Consider the following 16302-nt stretch of genomic DNA (forward strand, 5'->3'; position numbering starts at 1 on the left):
GTTTTTTTTTTTTTGCCTATTGCATATATAAAGAATTTCCGATTTTTCGTTTCTATATTTATCTCCATACAAGTCGACTATGATATAACGTGGCGAGTGATCGGCTGGATGTAAAACAAAATTTCAACTTTATATAGATGGCAACGAAAACGTTTCACATATCCTTGACGGAAAAGCCGTTTGTCCATTTTTCGACTGTCGAAGGCAAGCCTGTGGCTTGGAAGACCGAACAACCACCCGCTTCACAGACCCATACATGGGTCTGAAAGCCGCGTTGTTCGGTCGCCCGACAGTCGATCAAATGCCTAGTAAAATCTGCAAATGTTCATGCTTCAAATTGCATCTATACAGAAAATTGCCTTTCACCGCAAAATTTGCTACGATACAAATGAATCTTCCGAGCCGAAACGAGTGAAAGGAGAATGAACGATGCCTCCACGGTTCGTGCTTGCTTCCCGCTCCCCGCGCCGCAGGCAGATCCTCGAGCTGGCCGGTTGGCCGTTTGACGTTCAAGAAAGTCAAGCCGATGAGACGATCGCCCCCGGAACGCCCCCTGATGAAGCTGTCCAACTGCTTGCCCGCCGGAAAGTTGAGGCGGTGGCGCCGTCTGTCCCTGATGCGTACGTTCTTGGCGCTGATACAATCGTTGTGTGCGATGGCCGCTTGTTAGGGAAGCCGCGCACGGAAGAGGAAGCGTTCGCCATGTTGCGCCTCTTGTCCGGAAAGACGCATGATGTATGGACCGGCGTCGCCATCGCACTCCCTCATGGTGTCATCACATCGTTTGCGGAAAAAACAGCCGTCACGTTTTGGGAGCTCGATGACGAGGAAATCGCCGCCTATATTGCGACCGGGGAGCCGATGGACAAGGCGGGGGCGTATGGCATCCAAGGCCGCGCCGCCCTGTTTGTCAAACGGATCGAAGGCGACTATTTGACGGTCGTCGGCCTGCCGCTGTCGCGGACGGTGAGGGAATTGCGCCGGCTCGGGTGGCCGCCGGCATAGATGAAAGCACAGGCGGCCGCCGTCTGGCGCCTTTTTGGCAAAAGAACGCCCCCGCAAACGGATTCTGCTGTCGTACCGAGGGGCGGTTCAAGCCTCTCCATCTTTCGATGAAGCAAAACAAAAAAGGGGGAGTATGATGGCGTGGATGATCCGCGATGTTCCGAAAGACAGCCGGCCGCGTGAACGGCTGCTGTCATCAGGGCCAGAAAGTTTATCCGACCATGAACTGATCGCCATTTTGTTGCGCACGGGCACGAAGGAGGAGTCGGTCGTGCAGCTCGCCCAGCGTCTCCTTCGCCATTTTGAGGGGCTGAGGTCGCTCAAAGACGCAACGGTCGAAGAAATGACGAACATCAAAGGGATCGGGCCGACGAAAGCCGTGCAAATTTTGGCGGCGTTGGAGCTCGGCCGACGCATCCACCAGTCCGGCTGCGCCGACCGCTATGTGATTCGTTGCCCGGAAGACGGAGCGAAATACGTCATGGAAGATATGCGCTTTTTATCGCAAGAACATTTTGTCGCCATTTATTTAAATACGAAAAATCAAGTCATCTACCGCAAAACGGTGTTCATCGGCAGTTTAAACGCCTCGATTGTCCATCCGCGCGAAGTGTTTAAAGAGGCGATCAAACGTTCCGCCGCCTCAGTCATTTGTGTGCATAACCACCCTTCTGGCGATCCGACTCCAAGCCGCGAAGACATCGATGTGACGAAACGGCTCGCGGAATGCGGCCGCATCATCGGCATCGAGCTCTTGGATCACCTCATCATCGGCGATCAAAAATTCATCAGTTTGAAAGAAAAAGGCTATGTCTGACGGTTCTCATTTTTTGTCGAATCAGTTATAATATCAACTATGGGTTTTTCCGAATCCGTTCGGGCGGTGTTGTACAATTTATAAATGACTTGACATCCGATCCATGTTGTCAATAGAAAATCATATGCATTTCGTTTCGGAAAGGAAGATCGATCATATGTTTGGGATTGGGACGAAAGATCTCGGGATTGATTTAGGAACAGCGAATACGCTCGTTTATGTGAAGGGAAAAGGGATCGTTTTGCGCGAGCCGTCGGTTGTCGCCATTCAGCGCGACACGAAGCAAATCGTCGCCGTCGGCAATGAAGCGAAAAACATGATCGGGCGCACGCCGGGCAACATCGTGGCGCTTCGTCCGATGAAAGACGGCGTCATCGCCGATTATGAAACGACGGCGACGATGATGAAATATTTCATTCGCAAGGCCGTCAAAACGAAAGGGTTGTTTGCCAGCAAGCCGTATGTGATGGTATGCGTACCGTACGGCATCACAGCCGTGGAGGAGCGCGCGGTCATCGATGCGACTCGCCAGGCTGGAGCACGCGATGCCTATACGATTGAAGAACCATTTGCGGCCGCGATCGGCGCCAATTTGCCGGTGTGGGAGCCGACCGGGAGCATGGTCGTCGACATCGGCGGCGGTACGACTGAAGTGGCCGTGATTTCGCTCGGCGGCATCGTGACGAGCCAGTCGATTCGCATCGCCGGCGATGAAATGGATGAGGCGATCATTCAATACATCCGAAAAACGTACAATTTGATGATCGGAGAACGGACGGCGGAGGCGATTAAAGTCGAGATCGGCTCAGCCGGGAATCCGGAAGGAATCGGAAACATGGAAATTCGCGGCCGCGACTTGCTCACTGGGCTGCCAAAAACGATCGAAATCAGCGCCGAAGAAGTGGCTGAGGCGCTGCACGATACGGTCTATGCGATCGTCGAGTCGGTGAAAAACACGCTCGAAAAAACACCGCCGGAGCTGGCGGCTGACATTATGGACCGCGGCATCGTGCTGACAGGCGGCGGCGCTTTGTTGCGCAATTTGGACAAGGTCATCAGCAAAGAGACGGACATGCCGGTCATCGTCGCGGAAAATCCGCTTGATTGCGTGGCCATTGGCACCGGGAAAGCGCTCGACCACATCGACTTGTTTAAAAACAAGGCGAGAGACCATCGCTGACGGTAAGAAGGTGTGACGCATGCCACAGCTTTTTGGGAATAAGCGTCTCATTTTTTTGCTCGTCAGCATCGTCATCCTTGTCATGTTGATCGGCTTTTCCCTGCGCAGCCGCGAAGAATTGACGTGGCCGGAGCAGTTTGTCAAAGATACGGTCGGTTTTGTTCAGCTTCTGTTTGGGAAGCCCGCCCAGGAGATCGCGGGCTTCTTTGAAAATGTGAGCGATCTTCGCCGTACATATAAGGAAAACGAACTGCTGAAGGCAAGACTTGAGGAATATGCGGCGCTTGAGACCGAGGTCGAGGCGCTGCGGCAAGAAAACGAACGGCTGCGCGCGTTGCTCGATAAAAAAGAGAGCTTGCGTGATTTTGTTTCGATTCAGGCGACGGTGATCGGGCGGAACCCGGATCGTTGGCGGGAAACGATCATCATCAACAAAGGCGAGCAACACGGCGTGAAAAAAGATATGGCCGTCATCACCCCAGCGGGGCTTGTCGGCAAGGTGCAGCACGCTTCCCAATTTACGTCCACTGTGCAGCTGTTAAGCGCGCTTGACCAAAACAACCGCATTTCCGCTTATATCCAAGGAAAGGAAAACGTGTTTGGGTTGATCGAAGGCTACGATGAGAAGCGGCGCGAGTTGCTGCTCGGAGAAATTCCGATTGACGCCAAAGTGGAAAAAAGGCAAAAAGTGTTGACTTCCGGCCTTGGCGGCGTGTTTCCGAAAGGGCTGCCGATCGGTGAGGTGACTGAAGTCAAGCCGGACCAATACGGATTGACGAAAGTCGTCTATGTCAAGCCGTTTGCCAACTTGTATGATATTGACGACGTCATGATTGTGAAACGAACCATCGATGCAGCACTGCAGGAAAAGGAGGAGGCAAAGTGAACAAGTGGCGTCTCCCTTTCCTTGCGGTGTTATGTTTTGTGAGTGAGAGCCTTTTTGTTGATGTATGGCCAAAAGGCGACTTGTATGTCCACTATTTTTTTGTTCCCCGGTTTTTTCTTGTTTTTCTCGTGTTCACAGCGATGCATTTCGGCGGGACGCGGGCGATGGGGTACGGGTTCATCTTCGGGTTTCTGTATGACTGCGTCTACACAGAGCTGCTCGGTGTTTATGCGTTTGCCTATACGCTTATAGCCTACTTGGCGGGCAAAGCGATGAAATGGTTCCACCAAAACTGGTTCGTTGCATCGCTCTTGTCGCTGCTTTCCATTGTGCTGCTTGACAGTTATATCTACGGCATCCAGCTGTTGATCGGGCGGACCGATTGGTCGTTTTCTGTTTTTTGGGACCGCCGTCTATGGCCGACGCTGCTTCTGAACGTCGCGTTTTTGCTCGTCTTTTCGTACCCGCTCGAACGGCGATTGGCCAAAATTCGCCGGTTTGAGCAGGAAGAATAAAAGAGGAAAAACGGCCCGTTTTGTAGAATTATTCGTTGGGGTGAACGTTGTGGCGAAACAAAAGCAGCAGTACGTGACGATTAAAGGGACGAAAGATGGGCTGACGCTGCATCTCGATGACCGCTGCTCGTATGACGATTTATTGAAAGAAATCGAGGAGCGGCTTGTCAAACAAGCTGGCGTCGCGCCAGACAGCCCCCTTGTCTCTGTTCATCTGAAAATTGGGAACCGCTATTTGACGCCTGCCCAAGAGGAAGAGGTGCGTGCGCTCATCCGCCGTTCAAAAAATTTGGTCGTCGATTCGATCGAAAGCAATGTCATGTCGAAAGCAGAAGCGATAGAATGGATGAGAAAAACGGAAATTGTGCCCGTTTCGCGCATTGTCCGTTCGGGACAAGTGCTTCATGTCGAAGGGGATTTGCTGCTGATCGGCGACGTGAACCCTGGCGGAACGGTCATTGCCGGAGGCAACATTTTCATTCTCGGCGCCTTGCGCGGCATCGCCCATGCCGGGTATGCCGGCAATAAACAGGCGATCATCGCTGCATCGGTCATGAAACCGATGCAGCTGCGCATCGGCGACATCATGAGCCGAGCGCCCGATTCGAAAACGGATGAAGGAAATGAAATGGAATGCGCCTATATTGATGAGCATAACCAAATTGTTGTCGACCGCCTTCAGCTGCTTATGCATTTGCGGCCGAATTTGACGCGCTTAGAAAGGAGAATGTGACCGTGGGAGAAGCGATCGTCATCACTTCCGGAAAAGGCGGCGTCGGCAAAACGACGACGACCGCGAACCTTGGGACGGCCCTCGCCATTCTAGGGAAGCGGGTGTGCCTTGTCGACACCGACATCGGGCTGCGCAACCTCGATGTCGTGCTTGGGCTTGAGAACCGAATTATTTATGATTTGGTTGATGTCGTTGAAGGGCGTTGCACAGTGCAAAAAGCGCTTGTGAAAGACAAGCGGTTCGATAACTATTTGTATTTGTTGCCGGCCGCGCAAACGAGCGATAAGTCGGCGGTCAACCCCGCGCAAATGAAACAGCTCATTGAGGAGCTGAAACAGGAATACGATTATGTGCTCATCGACTGTCCGGCTGGAATCGAACAAGGCTATCGCAACGCTGTCGCCGGCGCGGACGAAGCGATCGTCGTCACGACGCCGGAAGTGTCGGCGGTCCGCGACGCCGACCGCATCATCGGCTTGCTTGAAGCGGAGGAGCACGTCAAACCGCCGCGCCTCATCATCAACCGCATTCGCAGCCATATGGTGAAAAACGGCGATATGTTGGATGTCGACGAAATCATCTCGCATTTATCGATCGAGTTGCTCGGCATTATCGCCGACGATGAAAACGTGATCAAAGCGTCGAACCGCGGCGAGCCGATTGTGCTGGACCCAAACAGCAAAGCATCGATCGCCTTCCGCAACATTGCCCGCCGCATCCTCGGCGAGTCGGTGCCGCTGCCGCCGCTTGAGGAAGAGGAGAAGGGGCTGTTTTCAAAGATTCGGAAAATATTTAGTTTGAAATAATGAAATTGGCGCAAGAAGGCCGTTGAATGGGCCTTCTTTTTTTATTCATATTGTTGTGCCGTTTGGAATTCCTGATCTGTAACAACGGAAGCAGATGGTATCGATCGGTTGCGGCGCTCAGCCGAAACGTTGGTGTGAAACTGTTTGAGGGATTTGTTCGCGGACGTGTTCGGCGAGGCGCGGCGAAAAACGCTCGTTCATATTCCATGAGGTTGTCTCATAAATTAGTACAAACGTTGTTGGAAAGGTGGAGGGGGGACGTATGGATCGACGCGTCCGTGAGATGAAAAAACGCATTGAAAAACGAAGAAGGGAACGTCAATATAAGGGGCAGGATCCAAAAGAATCTAGATGGAGCGCCGCTGATGAGGAGCGGTACGGGCTGCCGGTCGTCACGTATGACCGCTATTCGTTTGAATCCGCTCCCCATCCGTTGTTCCGCAAAGAATGGTTTTTATTCAAAACACTCATCGCTGCCTGTCTCGTGCTCGTGACGGCCATGTTGTTCCGGCATCCGTCCGCTTCCCTCGAGCCGGCGCGGCAGTTTATTGCCCGGACGATGGAAACCGAGTTTCAGTTTGCGGCCGTCTCAGCCTGGTATGAAAAAACGTTCGGTGAGCCGCTCGCTTTTTTTGCCCCGAAAAAGGAAGAAAAGGTGAAAACGGCTTCATCCTATGCAGTGCCGGCTTCTGGACGGATTCTCGAAAGTTTTGAAAAAAACGGGGAGGGCGTGACGATCGAAACCGAGAATGGAGCCAAAGTGGAGGCGATGAAAGAAGGGATTGTCACCTTTGCCGGTACGAAAGACCGTCTCGGCAAAACGGTCATCATCCAACATGCGGACGGCACGGAGACGTGGTATGGACGTTTGGGGGCCATTTCGGTGAAATTGTATGATTTTGTAGAAATGGGGCAGGAAGTTGGCACGGCCGAGGCGAGCGAGGAAAATAAACAGAAAGGGCTGTTTTATTTTGCGATTAAACAAGGAGATGAATTTATCGATCCGATTCAGGTGATTTCCTTTGAATAAGTATATGGCGCTGCTCGGGAAGCTGCACGTCCACCCGCTGTTATGGCTGATCGGCGGCATCGCGGTGCTTACCGCCCATTTCAAGCAGCTTTGCCTGCTGTTTTTCATCGTCCTCGTTCATGAGCTCGGCCATGCGGCGGCAGCCGCGTTTTTCTCTTGGCGGGTGAAGCGGATTTTGCTGCTGCCGTTCGGCGGAGTGGCGGAAGTCGAAGAGCACGGCAACCGGCCGTTCCGCGAGGAGTGGATCGTGACGCTCGCCGGGCCGGCCCAGCATCTGTGGCTCACAGCGGCGGCGTTTTTTTTGTGGAAGGCCGGCATGATGGATGGCGGGAGCTGGGAGCTCTTTTTTCGCTACAATGCGGCCATTTTCGCTTTGAACTTGCTGCCGATCTGGCCGCTGGATGGAGGCAAGCTATTGTTTTTGCTGCTGTCCTACCGCCGCCCGTTCAGCGAAGCGCACCGGAACACGGTCGCCATATCGGCCGCCGTGCTTGCTGTCGGCGTCGTTCTTTTGTTTGTGTTGGCGCCGCGCCAGCTTGATTTATGGGCGATCGCCGCCTTTTTGGCGCATGCTCTTTGGCAGGAGCAAAAGCAGCATCCGTATGTCGTTATGCGCTTTTTGCTTGAGCGGTATTATGGAAACAAAGGCGGCTATACAAAGCTGCGGACGATCACGGCGCCGGCGGACGAACGCATCTCAGCCGTGCTGCAGCGATTTTACCGCGGACAAAAGCATGCGATCATCGTCGTTCGCGACGGGCGCGAACGGGCGACGCTCGATGAAAACGAGCTGCTGCATGCGTTTTTTGCCGAAAAGCAAGCCGATGCGCCGCTTGGCGCTCTCATCTATTGATCGTGGCTATATATAGATGCAACGAAAAAGTTTCACATATCCTTGATGGAAAAGTTGCTTATCTATTTTTGGACTGTCGGAGGCAAGCCACAGGCTTGCCCCCGTCACGCCAAGGCGTGACGGGAGGCCGAACGACCGCTCGCTTCACAGACCCATACATGGGTCTGAAAGCGGCGTTGTTCGGTCGCTCGACAGTCGATCCAATGCTCGGTAAAAGCTGCAAATGTGAAAGCTTCAAATGGCATCTATATAGTCGTTTGCACCGTTTCATCATCGCCCGCCGGGGGACGAAGATGACGGTTGACGGACGGCCGTTTCTATGTTACGATAGATGACGTTGTAGACTTTTTGTCCTGCCAACAAGGGCAAAAGAGGGCGGCTGTCGCAAAAAGACGCACCCGCACTACAACCGCTCAGCGCGGGCGATGAAGCGCTCCGTCTTGGGCCGCCTTGGCGCTGGCGAGTCTGAGTCCATGAAGGAGGTGCGATGCATGTACGCAATTATCGAAACTGGCGGCAAACAATTGAAAGTCGAAGAAGGCCAAGAAATTTACATCGAAAAATTGGATGCGAATGAAGGCGATACGGTCACGTTTGACAAAGTGCTGTTCGTCGGCGGGGAAACGGTGAAAATCGGCAACCCGACGGTCGAAGGCGCAACCGTGACGGCGAGAGTGCAAAAACACGGCCGACAAAAGAAAATTATCGTCTTCAAATATAAAGCGAAAAAGAACTATCGCCGCAAACAAGGCCACCGTCAGCCGTACACGAAAGTCGTCATCGAAAAAATCAACGCGTAAAGATGATCCGCGTCACGATTGAACGGGAAGCGGACGGCCGCATCCGCGCGTTTACGATGGAAGGGCACGCCCATTTTGCGAAACGCGGGCAGGACATTGTATGCGCCGGCGCTTCGGCGGTCTCGTTCGGCACGATCAACGCCATCGAGACACTTATTGGCGTAAGCCCGCATGTTTCGCTCGGCAAAGACGGCGGCTACCTCCGCTGCGAGCTTCCGGAGCTGGAAGAAGCGGCGGCAGAGAAAGTGCAGTTGTTGTTGGAAGCGATGGTCGTTTCGCTAAAGACGATCGAACGCGATTACGGAACATTTATCCGCGTGACATCTATCTAGCGGGAGGTGACTGCCATGCTGAGACTTGACCTGCAATTTTTTGCTTCGAAAAAAGGGGTCGGTTCGACGAAAAACGGCCGCGACTCGATCGCGAAACGTCTTGGCGCAAAACGGGCTGACGGTCAATTCGTCACCAGCGGTTCGATTTTGTACCGTCAACGCGGAACGAAAGTCCATCCGGGCTTGAACGTCGGCCGCGGCGGCGACGATACGCTGTATGCGAAAATCGACGGCATCGTCCGCTTCGAGCGGCTCGGCCGCGACCGCAAACGCGTCAGCGTCTACCCGGTCAGCCAAGAAGCGTAATCGATGTGGAAAAACTCTAACCGTTCGGTTAGAGTTTTTTCTTTTTGGCGTAGAAAAAATCGTTCCCGTTCAATGTCAAAAAATGTTATAGTAAAAGTACATGCCTCCCCCATGGAGGCGGAAGTCCAAGCGAGGCAGGGAGCCTACGCTTAGTGGATAGGGGAGCGTCGGATGGAGAAGCGATGGACTGTCGTTGAGGTGATGCGCCATGCCCGCCATGACTGGCTGAACAAAATCCAGCTCATCAAAGGGCATTTGGCGCTCAATAAAATCGAACGGGTGCAGGAAATCATTGAAGACATTATCGGCGAGATGCATCAGGAAACACGGTTGACGAACTTGAAAGCCGAGCAGTTCGCTGAGCTTATCATGACCTATAACTGGGAGCCGCGCCCGCTTTTTCTTGAGTATGAAATCACGGACGGCGAAGGCGATTGGTCGCGGTGCGATGAGCAGCTGACTGAATGGTGCCGCCAATTTTTTCGCCTGCTTGAAGCGCAATCCGATGAGCGGACAGAAAACCATTTATGTTTGTCCATTGAGCTGTCCGATCGACGGGCGGCGCTGTTTTTGGATTATTGCGGCACGTTTCGAGACGGCGAAGCCATTCGCACTTGGCTTAAGCGCTGCGAACCATCACCGCCGCTTCGGCTCGCGTCGTTTGCCGTTGGCGAGGGCGAATTGACGGTGGAGCTTGAGCTTTTGGCGGCGGAATCTTGACCATTGGTTGGACGAAGGAAAATGGAAGGCAAAGCTTATTTTGCCCTAAGAGGTGCGAACGAATCGATCCAATCGGACCGAAAAGCGGCGGCTGGGCTTGAACCGCCCGCCAGCCTGCAGACGGCCGGTGCTTGCGTACATATTGACATTATGGAATCGACTCTGTATACAATAATAAGTATTAGTCATACTCATTTCGCCATGATACCATGATGGAAGCGAATCGGAGGAACAGCCATGTTTGTTGATCAGGTGAAAATTTATGTGAAAGGCGGGGACGGCGGCAACGGCATGGTCGCGTTCCGCCGGGAAAAATACGTCCCAAAAGGCGGGCCGGCCGGCGGAGACGGCGGCAAAGGCGGCGATGTCGTCTTTGTCGTTGATGAAGGGCTGCGGACGTTGATGGATTTCCGCTACCAGCGCCATTTTAAAGCGCCGCGCGGCGAAAACGGCATGTCGAAAAACCAGCATGGCAAAAATGCGGAAGACTTGATTGTCAAAGTGCCGCCAGGCACCGTTGTCATCGATGCGGATACGAACGAAGTGCTCGCCGATTTGACCGAGGCGGGGCAGCGGTTTGTCGTCGCCAAAGGCGGGCGCGGCGGGCGCGGCAACACTCGATTTGCGACGGCGTCCAACCCAGCGCCGGAAATTGCGGAAAACGGCGAACCGGGCGAAGAGCGCAACATCATTTTAGAGCTGAAGCTTCTCGCTGACGTCGGGCTGGTCGGGTTTCCAAGCGTCGGCAAATCGACGCTGCTGTCGGTCGTCTCCGCAGCCCGTCCGAAAATCGCCGAGTACCATTTTACGACGCTCGTTCCGAACTTGGGCGTTGTCGAAACGGAAGACGGGCGCAGTTTTGTGATGGCCGACTTGCCGGGATTGATTGAAGGGGCCCATCAAGGGGTCGGGCTCGGGCATCAGTTTTTGCGCCATATTGAACGGACGCGTGTCATCGTCCATGTCATCGACATGGCGGCGGTCGAAGGGCGCGATCCGTACAACGATTATCTCGTCATCAACGAAGAGCTGAAACAGTACAATTTGCGCTTGACCGAGCGGCCGCAAATTGTTGCCGCCAATAAAATGGACATGCCGAACGCCGAAGAAAATTTGCGCCGCTTCAAAGAGAAAGTCGGCGATGCGGTGCCGGTCTTTCCGATTTCTGCAGCGACAAGACAAGGAGTGCGCGAGCTGTTGTTTGCCATCGCCGACCTGTTGGAAACGACGCCGGAATTCCCGCTTCATGAACGAGAAGATCCGGCCGTGCAGCGCGTCGTGTACAAATATGAAAAAGAGGAGCCGCCGTTTACGATCACCCGCGCCAGCGACGGAGCATTCATTTTGGCGGGCGACAAAATTGAAAAGTTGTTTAAGATGACGGATTTCTCGCGCGAAGAATCGGTGCGCCGCTTCGCCCGCCAGCTTAAGGCGATGGGGGTGGATGATGCGCTGCGCGAGCGCGGCGCGAAAGACGGAGACACGATCCGGTTGCTTGATTACGAGTTCGAGTTTGTCGACGACTGGGATGAATAGAGCGGGGGAAGGTGCGGTGGAGAAAAAATTTTATTTGGTGCGCGAAGACGTCCTGCCGGAAGCGATGAAGAAAGTCGTGCTCGCGAAACAGCTGCTTGAGCGGAAAAAAGCCGCCTCGGTCGCCGAGGCGGCGCAGCTCGCCAACATCAGCCGCGGTGTGTTTTACAAATACCGCGATGCCATTTTTCCGTTCCAAGCGGTGACGAAAGAAAACATCGTCACGCTCTTTTTCCATTTAGAAGACCGCTCCGGAACGTTGTCACAGCTGCTTGGCGTTGTGGCGGCGGCCGGCTGCAACGTGCTGACCATCCATCAAACGATTCCGCTTCAAGGGAGGGCGAACGTGACGCTGTCGGTCAGCACAAACGATATGAACGAGGAGATTGATGAGCTCCTCGCTAAGCTCAAACAGCTCGAATTTGTCGAAAAAGTGGAAATTGTCGGTTCGGGAGTGTATTAAAGCAAGGGAGAGGCAAACGAGATGAAAATCGGTTATTTAGGACCGAAGGCGACGTTCACCGAAGCGGCGGCTGCTCTTCTTTTTCCATCGCAGCCGCGGGAGCCGTATGACACGATTCCCGATTGCATTGACGCCGCGGCGGCCGGAGAGATTGAAGCGGCCGTGGTGCCGCTCGAGAACGCCTTGGAAGGATCGGTCAATTTGACACTCGACTATTTAATTCACGAACAGCCGTTGCCGATCATCGGCGAAATCGTTGTGCCGATCGAGCAACATTTGATGGTGCACCCATATTTCACCCCGCATTGGCGCGAAGTGAAAGAAGTGTATTCCCACTCGCACGCCATTGCCCAATGCCGGAAGTTTTTGCATACGGTGCTGAAAGGGGCGAAGCAAGTGCCGATGACGTCAACGAGCGCCGCCGCGAAATTTGTGAGCGAGCATCCGCACTTGCCGGCGGCGGCGATCGCCAACCGGCTGGCGGCGGAAAAATACGGGCTAGTGATCGTGCAGGAAAACGTCCACGATTACGATTACAACCATACGCGCTTTATTGTCGTCAGCCGGCGCAAAGAACCGCTTTCGCCTGCTTCGCCTCTTTATGCCGGCGACAAGACGACCGTGGTCGTCATGCTGCCGCAAGACCGTCCGGGCGCACTCCATCAAGTGTTATCAGCGTTTGCCTGGCGGCGGCTCAACTTGACGAAAATCGAATCGCGCCCAGCGAAAACGGGCCTTGGAAATTATTTCTTTATTATTGACATCGACGCGCCGATGGATGACGTCCTCATCCCGGGGGCGATCGCGGAAATTGAGGCGCTCGGCTGCACAGTGCAGCTGTTGGGCAGCTATCCATATTATTTTGCTTGACACAGACAAAAACACGCGGGCGGTCTGCTGCCGTCCGCCTGTTCCTTTTTAGACGGCCCGCCGCGCAGTATTCCGCAGGGAATGAACCGATGTTCGGCCAGGTCCAGTTTACGCTTCGATGAGAAAGCCGGCTTGTTTCAAGGCGCGGCAGGCGGCGTCAAGCTTCACTGGTGAATCGGCTTCCAGCGTATGCAAATGGGTTCCGTCCGTCAGCTGCAACAAATACGACGATTTTGTCGCCTCGATTTTGGCGATGAATTGGTCGACTTCCAGGCGGTTGCTCACCATGATCGAGGCGGTTAAATCGCCGTAAACCGGATGCTCGATTTTGACGTCCTTGACTGTCACGCCGCAATCCACGAGCAAATACAACTCTTCTTTCGTCTGTTCTGGCGTATGGAAGCAGGCGACCGTCCTCGTGTACGTTTTGGCCGGTTCAGCCGGCTTTAAATACAAATAGCCTTGGCTTGTGGCGATGATTGGTTCGTTGCGCGCCTTTAACAGTGAAATGTCTTGGACGATCACTTGGCGGCTGACGTTCGTTTTCGCTGCCAGCTCAGCCCCCGTGAGCGGCGCTTCGCTTTCTTTCAACCATTGCAAAATGAGCTGGCGCCGCCTTTCCCCTAAAATTTTCTTTTCCTCTTTCACCTGCCATTCCTCCTTTCATGCCGATGTAAGTCGCTCCAATGTGGAAACGAACTGGTCGATCTCCGCTTCGGTCGTGGCCGCGCCCAATGAGACGCGGATGAATTGCTTCGCTTCTTCAGGCGTTTTCCCGACGGCGAGCATCGTCCGCGACGGCGCTTGCAGCCCGACTTGGCAGGCGCTGCCGGTGGAAATGGCGATGCCGGCGCGGTTGCATTCAAGCATCACAAGCTGCCCTTCGTACCCAGCGACGGACAAACCGATAATATGGGCAAGACGGAAATCGGGATGGCCTTCCACCGCCACCGGCAGCTGTTTGGCGGCGATGGCGTGAAGCAACCGATTCCGCAGTCGTTCCAAACGCGACTGTTCGTCCGCCATTCGTCGATGGAGCTGCTGCGCGGCCGTAATGAAGGCGGCAATACCCGGTACGTTGACCGTTCCCGGCCGAAAGCCTGATTCGTGCGTCGCTCCCGGGAATACCGGCTTCCAATGCCGGCGCGGGTTGATGTACACAGCGCCGACCCCTTTGGGACCGTACACTTTATGGGCGGAAACGGATAGGCTGTCTAGTCCTATCTCTTGAACATCTAGCTGTATTTTAGCAAAAGTTTGCACGCAGTCGCTATGAAAAAGGACGCCGTGCGCCCGCAGGAGGCGGCCGATGTCGGCAAGCGGCTGAATCGTGCCGATTTCCGAGTTGGCGTGCTGGATGGAAGCAAGGATCGTCTTCGGCGTGATCGCCCGCTCCAAATCGGCAAGTCGAATGCGCCCGAATCGGTCGACGGGCAAATACGTGACCGTATATCCTTCTGTTTCCAGCTGTTTGAACAGGTGATGGAGCGAGGCATGCTCGATTTCGGTCGTGATCAGGTGGTTTCCCTTATGCCGGTAGGCGGCAGCTAGCGAACGGATCGCAAGCACGTTCGCTTCCGTTCCGCCGCTTGTGAAATAGATCCCTTCCGCTTCTCCGTTAATCATGGCGGCGAGTTCGCGCCGGCATAAGGCAAGCAGTTGTTTCGCTTTCGTTCCGATGTCATGCAAGCTGCTTTCGTTGCCAAAGTAAACGGACGCCGCTTCAGCGTAAGTGGAGATCGCCTCTTGGCACATTGGCGTCGTTGCCGCGTAATCCAAATAAATCATATTCCCCCGCCTTTGCATCATTTTTTTCGCCAAACCTCTTGCCATTAGTTTAAATATGTGTAAATATAGATGTCAAGACAGGTGAAAAGAAAGGGGCGTCCGAGAGTGAAGGAAGGTGGCGTGATTATCGTCGGAAGCGGGCTGGCGGCGTTAACGGTCGCGTATCATTTATCTGAGCTCGACCATGTGATGATATTCACAAAAAAACGTTGCACCGACAGCAATTCATGGCGGGCGCAAGGAGGGGTGGCCGCGGCGCTGGCAGAGAGCGACGATTGGCGCGCTCATTTCCGCGATACGATGGTCGCCGGCTGCTTTCATAACGATGAACGAATGGTCGAACGGCTCGTCCGCGAAGGGCCGAGGCGGCTGCAAGAATGGATCAACGCCGGCATCGCGTTTGATCGGGACGAACGCGGCCGGTTTTGTTTCGGCCTTGAAGGCGGGCATAGCCATCGCCGGATTTTGCACGCCGGCGGCGATCAAACGGGCAAAGCACTCGTTTCGTTTTTGCTTGAGCGGCTCGAGGGACGCGTATGGATGGAAGAAGGCGAGCAGGTGATTGATTTGCTTGTGGAAGAGGGGCGTTGCGTCGGGGTGAAAACGAAGCGGGAAGACGGTTCGGTGTCCATTTGGCCGGCGTCGGCCGTCGTGTTGGCGACCGGTGGATGCGCCGGATTGTATACGTTCACTTCCAATGCGCCGACGGCGACTGGCGACGGCATTGCCATGGCGTACCGCGCCGGTGCGGCGGTGGCGGATATGGAGTTTATCCAATTTCATCCGACGATGCTCGTTGCCGGCGGAAAAGCGGTCGGGCTCGTCTCGGAAGCGGTGCGCGGCGAAGGGGCGGTGCTTGAGGCGGAAGATGGAAGACCGCTGATGGACGGCGTCCATCCGCTTCGCGATCTCGCTCCGCGCGACATCGTCGCCCGAGCGATCGCGGCGGAACTCGATCGCGGCGGCCGCGTCTATTTGAATATTTCCCGCGTGTCCCACTTCCGCCGCCGCTTTCCGACGATCGCTGCGCTATGTGAGGCCTATGGCGTCGACCTTGAAGCCGGCCGCCTTCCTGTCGCGCCGGGCGCCCATTTTTTAATGGGCGGCGTTGTCGTCAACGAGTGGGGACAGACGACGGTTCCGGGCTTGTACGCCGTCGGGGAAGCGGCGTGCACCGGTGTGCACGGCGCCAACCGGCTCGCAAGCAACTCGTTGCTTGAAGCGATCGTCTTTGGATTCCGTGCGGCCTGCGCCATCCGCCGTCAAGCGGCGTGGCCGGAAACGGTGCACCGAGCGGATTCATCCAGCCCGCGTCGTTTGATTGTACCACGGCTGCCAGAGCGGGCGCTCATTCGCGAACAGCTGTCAACGTTTGTCGGCATCGTCCGCAACGGCGATCGGCTTCGCGAAGCGGTCGACTGGTTGGAACAGTTTTCGTTGCCGGATTGGCTGGATGGCGACCTTGAACGATTGTCGGCAGAGGAGATTGAAACAGGATACATGTTGCTAGTGGGCTGGCTTGTCGCTTCATCAGCGCTTGGGCGCACGGAAAGCCGCGGCGGCCATTACCGGAGCGATTTTCCGCGTGAATGCCCAAAGTGGCGGGGGCGGCGCCTCGTGCGGACGAAAGAAGAGTGGGCCCGCCTTGGGGCTGGGAGGTAAAGC

19 protein-coding genes and 1 other annotated feature are annotated in these 16302 nt (G+C 54.8%); of the genes, 17 read left to right on the forward strand and 2 right to left on the reverse strand.

The genetic code is table 11. From position 1 onward, the window contains the following. Positions 1–429: 429 nt before the first annotated feature. From GC56T3_RS04735 to pheA, 16 genes are all read left to right on the forward strand, one after another. On the forward strand, positions 430–1005 hold the full coding sequence (locus GC56T3_RS04735) for a nucleoside triphosphate pyrophosphatase (protein WP_013144610.1): 576 nt from the start codon (positions 430–432) through the stop codon (positions 1003–1005). Positions 1006–1141: 136 nt separating this feature from the next. After that, a complete protein-coding gene (radC, locus tag GC56T3_RS04740; RefSeq protein WP_013144611.1) occupies positions 1142–1822 on the forward strand; it encodes a DNA repair protein RadC in 681 nt (226 codons plus the stop codon). 157 nt (positions 1823–1979) lie between these two features. Then, positions 1980–3002: a rod shape-determining protein gene (locus GC56T3_RS04745; RefSeq protein WP_011232093.1), complete on the forward strand. Its 1023-nt coding sequence runs from the start codon at positions 1980–1982 to the stop codon at positions 3000–3002. Between the two features lie 19 nt (positions 3003–3021). Further along, complete coding sequence (mreC, locus tag GC56T3_RS04750) at positions 3022–3888, forward strand: rod shape-determining protein MreC (protein ID WP_013144612.1); 867 nt, start codon at positions 3022–3024, stop codon at positions 3886–3888. Next, the gene (gene mreD / locus GC56T3_RS04755) at positions 3885–4403 is read left to right on the forward strand and encodes a rod shape-determining protein MreD (protein WP_013144613.1); all 519 of its coding nucleotides are present in this window, start codon (positions 3885–3887) and stop codon (positions 4401–4403) included. Before mreC ends, mreD begins: the two co-directional genes overlap by 4 nt. Positions 4404–4443: 40 nt before the next feature. Beyond that, entirely contained in the window at positions 4444–5136 is a 693-nt protein-coding gene (minC, locus tag GC56T3_RS04760) for a septum site-determining protein MinC (protein WP_013144614.1), read from the forward strand. A 2-nt stretch (positions 5137–5138) separates the two neighbouring features. Beyond that, entirely contained in the window at positions 5139–5942 is an 804-nt protein-coding gene (gene minD, locus GC56T3_RS04765) for a septum site-determining protein MinD (protein ID WP_013144615.1), read from the forward strand. A 262-nt stretch (positions 5943–6204) separates the two neighbouring features. Next, positions 6205–6972: a M23 family metallopeptidase gene (locus GC56T3_RS04770; protein ID WP_013144617.1), complete on the forward strand. Its 768-nt coding sequence runs from the start codon at positions 6205–6207 to the stop codon at positions 6970–6972. Further along, positions 6965–7825, forward strand: a complete 861-nt coding sequence (locus GC56T3_RS04775) for a site-2 protease family protein (protein WP_013144618.1) — start codon at positions 6965–6967, stop codon at positions 7823–7825. The genes GC56T3_RS04770 and GC56T3_RS04775 overlap by 8 nt, the downstream gene beginning before the upstream one ends. Positions 7826–8222: 397 nt before the next feature. After that, positions 8223–8302 (forward strand) — a sequence feature (ribosomal protein L21 leader region). Positions 8303–8316: 14 nt separating this feature from the next. Beyond that, positions 8317–8625 (forward strand): 50S ribosomal protein L21, encoded by a 309-nt coding sequence (gene rplU / locus GC56T3_RS04780; protein ID WP_011232086.1) that lies wholly within the window; start codon positions 8317–8319, stop codon positions 8623–8625. Positions 8626–8627: 2 nt separating this feature from the next. Then, positions 8628–8957: a ribosomal-processing cysteine protease Prp gene (locus GC56T3_RS04785; protein ID WP_011232085.1), complete on the forward strand. Its 330-nt coding sequence runs from the start codon at positions 8628–8630 to the stop codon at positions 8955–8957. Between the two features lie 15 nt (positions 8958–8972). After that, positions 8973–9263 carry a 50S ribosomal protein L27 gene (rpmA, locus tag GC56T3_RS04790; protein WP_011232084.1) on the forward strand — a complete coding sequence of 97 codons (291 nt, stop codon included), beginning with the start codon at positions 8973–8975 and terminating at the stop codon, positions 9261–9263. Between the two features lie 171 nt (positions 9264–9434). Beyond that, complete coding sequence (locus GC56T3_RS04795; RefSeq protein ID WP_013144619.1) at positions 9435–9983, forward strand: sporulation initiation phosphotransferase B; 549 nt, start codon at positions 9435–9437, stop codon at positions 9981–9983. A gap of 237 nt (positions 9984–10220) precedes the next feature. Next, positions 10221–11519: a GTPase ObgE gene (gene obgE / locus GC56T3_RS04805; protein ID WP_011232082.1), complete on the forward strand. Its 1299-nt coding sequence runs from the start codon at positions 10221–10223 to the stop codon at positions 11517–11519. A gap of 16 nt (positions 11520–11535) precedes the next feature. Next, a complete protein-coding gene (locus tag GC56T3_RS04810) occupies positions 11536–11979 on the forward strand; it encodes an ACT domain-containing protein (protein WP_011232081.1) in 444 nt (147 codons plus the stop codon). A gap of 21 nt (positions 11980–12000) precedes the next feature. Beyond that, the gene (pheA, locus tag GC56T3_RS04815; protein WP_011232080.1) at positions 12001–12849 is read left to right on the forward strand and encodes a prephenate dehydratase; all 849 of its coding nucleotides are present in this window, start codon (positions 12001–12003) and stop codon (positions 12847–12849) included. A gap of 108 nt (positions 12850–12957) precedes the next feature. On the opposite strand, the gene GC56T3_RS04820 is transcribed toward pheA, so the two are convergent. Then, a complete protein-coding gene (locus GC56T3_RS04820; RefSeq protein ID WP_013144620.1) occupies positions 12958–13497 on the reverse strand; it encodes a transcription repressor NadR in 540 nt (179 codons plus the stop codon). A 15-nt stretch (positions 13498–13512) separates the two neighbouring features. Further along, positions 13513–14637 carry an IscS subfamily cysteine desulfurase gene (locus GC56T3_RS04825; RefSeq protein WP_013144621.1) on the reverse strand — a complete coding sequence of 375 codons (1125 nt, stop codon included), beginning with the start codon at positions 14635–14637 and terminating at the stop codon, positions 13513–13515. Between the two features lie 69 nt (positions 14638–14706). Here GC56T3_RS04825 and nadB point away from each other — a divergent pair, with 69 nt between their 5' ends. Then, a complete protein-coding gene (gene nadB, locus GC56T3_RS04830) occupies positions 14707–16299 on the forward strand; it encodes an L-aspartate oxidase (RefSeq protein WP_193568253.1) in 1593 nt (530 codons plus the stop codon). Positions 16300–16302 lie beyond the last annotated feature (3 nt).

The organism is Geobacillus sp. C56-T3, assembly GCF_000092445.1.
In the GTDB taxonomy this organism is placed as follows: domain Bacteria; phylum Bacillota; class Bacilli; order Bacillales; family Anoxybacillaceae; genus Geobacillus; species Geobacillus thermoleovorans.